This is a genomic window from Microcystis sp. M31BS1 (genome assembly GCF_020245285.1).
Taxonomy (GTDB): domain Bacteria; phylum Cyanobacteriota; class Cyanobacteriia; order Cyanobacteriales; family Microcystaceae; genus Microcystis; species Microcystis panniformis.
Genome location: NZ_JADBVE010000357.1, coordinates 1 through 2,546, shown reverse-complemented (window position 1 = coordinate 2,546; position 2,546 = coordinate 1). Strand labels below are relative to the sequence as shown.

At 41.8% G+C, this 2,546-nt stretch carries 5 protein-coding genes and 1 pseudogene; 1 reads left to right on the top strand and 5 read right to left on the bottom strand.

Translation table 11 applies throughout. The features are described from left to right. Nucleotides 1-398 precede the first annotated feature (398 nt). The 4 genes from IM509_RS20190 to IM509_RS20175 form a co-directional block, all read right to left on the bottom strand. Nucleotides 399-773, bottom strand: a complete 375-nt coding sequence (locus IM509_RS20190) for a type II toxin-antitoxin system PemK/MazF family toxin (protein ID WP_170863957.1) — start codon at nt 771-773, stop codon at nt 399-401. Continuing rightward, the gene (locus IM509_RS20185) at nt 754-1,056 is read right to left on the bottom strand and encodes a hypothetical protein (RefSeq protein WP_002787929.1); all 303 of its coding nucleotides are present in this window, start codon (nt 1,054-1,056) and stop codon (nt 754-756) included. The genes IM509_RS20190 and IM509_RS20185 overlap by 20 nt, the downstream gene beginning before the upstream one ends. A gap of 227 nt (nt 1,057-1,283) precedes the next feature. Beyond that, entirely contained in the window at nt 1,284-1,676 is a 393-nt protein-coding gene (locus IM509_RS20180) for a DUF5615 family PIN-like protein (RefSeq protein WP_024969019.1), read from the bottom strand. After that, nucleotides 1,673-2,050 carry a DUF433 domain-containing protein gene (locus tag IM509_RS20175; RefSeq protein ID WP_002787928.1) on the bottom strand — a complete coding sequence of 126 codons (378 nt, stop codon included), beginning with the start codon at nt 2,048-2,050 and terminating at the stop codon, nt 1,673-1,675. The genes IM509_RS20180 and IM509_RS20175 overlap by 4 nt, the downstream gene beginning before the upstream one ends. 175 nt (nt 2,051-2,225) lie before the next feature. Between IM509_RS20175 and IM509_RS20170 the strand changes: the two genes are divergently transcribed. Continuing rightward, nucleotides 2,226-2,423: a hypothetical protein gene (locus IM509_RS20170; RefSeq protein WP_185237156.1), complete on the top strand. Its 198-nt coding sequence runs from the start codon at nt 2,226-2,228 to the stop codon at nt 2,421-2,423. Between the two features lie 8 nt (nt 2,424-2,431). Here the strand turns inward: IM509_RS20170 and IM509_RS20165 are convergent. Continuing rightward, nucleotides 2,432-2,546, bottom strand: a pseudogene (locus IM509_RS20165) (IS1 family transposase); the annotation flags it as partial.

The window sequence follows — 2,546 nt, the reverse complement described above, 5'->3', positions numbered from 1 at the left end:
CCTGTAAACAAGCCTGATAGAATGAAGGTAACATTTTAAAATTTTGAGTGGTTGTCCTAACCACTCTATTTCTTTAGGGGGTCGTTTGGCTAGACCCCCCGCTCTATCTAGCTTGTAGCCCCTCTGTCACCCCTTGAAGTTCGGCAATGATGCCAGTGCGACGGTTGCGGTGAGGTGAAATTGAGAGACTTTCTCAGAAAGATGAAGTATAACCTAATTTGCTAGTGCCTTCGGCATCGCACTTTAACCCACAGTTTCAATCAATGTGCATGGTGCGTTCCCCAAAAATCTATTAGTGGAGTAGTAGGACTTGCATTAGGGAACGCAGCCTACCAGCTGAATTCACTGCGTTTACATGATTATGAGTTATCTAACACACGGTCGGGTGCAATGATTTGTTAGACCTCAAGTTCGATTATAGTAGCAATGGAAGCTATAATTTCCAGCATTGTAATTTCAGAAACGCTTTCTAATTTATGAATAAACCTTTGTAAATCCACCCCCCTTAGTTGAAGAGTATCAATTGCAGAAGCTTTATTCAATCCATTGATACTGTTAGGTTCAATTTTAACGTGCCAGAAATTTGCTGAAAAATATGTTTTCCAGTCTGTAATGGCAGCAATAAGCTTGATAGGAAGCTTTCCTACTGAATCGGAACTGATGACGACAGCAGGACGCACTTTTTTGATTTCTGCACCCACAGTAGGATCGAAGTTGACTAACCAAATTTCTCCACGTTTTGGCAGCTCAGGGTTAATAGTCAATGATGTCACCTGCCATTAACTGCTGCCATTCAGAATCTTGTTGATAGTGAGAGAGCATTATATCGGCTTGACTTTTGAGAATATTCCTACGTTCAGTCATTGGTAACTTCAGAAAAGCAAGACGCTGTTTTAAGGATGGAGAGATAGCTTCGGTGGTAGAAGAATCAGAACTAACTTCTTCAACCAAAATAACTACCTCAACAGTTTGTCCTACAGTCAGATCTGGAGATTCAATTTCAATTCTATTTCCCGGTAGGACTTTTGCTGTCGTGTACAAAGTTGATTTAACCATTTTAAGCCTTCTCTTTAAGTATTGTTGTTAATGTAGCTTATTAAGATCGGCGACCGCACTTTAACCCACAGTTTCAATCAATGTACATGGTGCGTTCCCCAAAATCGATCGCTGGAACAGTAGGAGCCACCTTAGGGAACGCACCCTACAAGATTGCGTTCGGCATCGTACTGCGGCTACGCCTTCACAGATAGACGAAGCCGCCTAACGGCAAAGTTAGACATTTGCTATGGAATAAACAGACGACTCACGCCTAAATAATTTTCAAGGTAAAGAGCAATTTCAATCAAGCGATCAACACATTCTTCTCGATATTCTCGTTCAATAATCCGATCAACATTTGCAAACGTAACCACAGGCAAAGAAGTTGGTAAACATTCTTCTCGGATTACCTGCTCTAAAGAATCTTCACCCTTCATACTACGGTTGGCGGTTAGTAAAATCATTTGATTCTCTTGAGCAAACCTCCAGACCACTCTATCACTGCTGTTAATTGGTAATTCAACTTCATCAAATGAAATAAAACGAATTGGTAATGTTTCAAGCCACCCTTCAGAAGTAATACTGCCAAAAAGTATGAGCGATTGCCCTTCAATATTGTGATCGATTAGAAAAATCACTGGCTTATTGCTGCTCGTTTGGCTTTACGCGCTTGCAATTTTTGCCAGGCAGAAGTATATTCAGGCTTGGGCGGCAACTTAGAAATATTAGCAATACGTTCTTGGTTACGCTCATTCCAATAATCTCGAATTTCTGCTGCTTGCTGCACAACTATTTGATACTCTGATTCTACTTCTTTGTAGTGAGCGTCAATATAAGAGATGGCTGCATCAAACTGCTCATCAGTTAGATAGAATTGATGGCGGATTAAATGACGAGGGTAATTGGCGCGAATATAGTCCATTATTTGATACAAGGTTATTCTTGTGCCAGAAATTGTTAAACCACGCTCTGTTCGAGTAATTGCGGGTTCCTGATCAGGATACAGTGACATAGTTTTGATTAGCTCCAAATGGTGTTGAGTGGCCGCTCTTTTCTGATCATATCACCCCCAACTCTGCTGGCCTCACCAATGAAAATATGGCGCATTACATTTGATTAGCGTACCCTCGTCAGCGTACTGCTACCCAGTGCCTTCGGTATCGCACTTAAACCCACAGTTTCAATCAATGTGCATGGTGCGTTCCCCAAAATCGAGCGCTGGAGCAGTAGGAGCCCCCTTCGGGAACGCACCCTACGGCGATGGCGATCTGCTACGCAGTGCCTTCGGCATCGCACTGAAACAGTCCACTACGAGAGCAGCAATTATTGTAGCGATTGTCTTAAAAGTCAAGGGGAATAAAGAAAATCTGGCGTTGCTGAATTAAGCTATGAATCAGTAAGGAATAGGCACTTCTTGAAACTTCAGATAATGAATTAATAAACGAATAGAGTATCCTAACATTTCTGTAGACTTAGAATAGCAGAGTGTTTTGCGATGCAATCGGGCT

What these genes read in the sequence shown, in the direction of transcription:
- IM509_RS20185 (WP_002787929.1), bottom strand. Translation starts at nt 1,056, where the DNA reads ATGGTTAAATCAACTTTGTACACGACAGCAAAAGTCCTACCGGGAAAT.
- IM509_RS20175 (WP_002787928.1), bottom strand. Translation starts at nt 2,050, where the DNA reads ATGTCACTGTATCCTGATCAGGAACCCGCAATTACTCGAACAGAGCGT.
- IM509_RS20170 (WP_185237156.1), top strand. Translation starts at nt 2,226, where the DNA reads ATGTGCATGGTGCGTTCCCCAAAATCGAGCGCTGGAGCAGTAGGAGCC.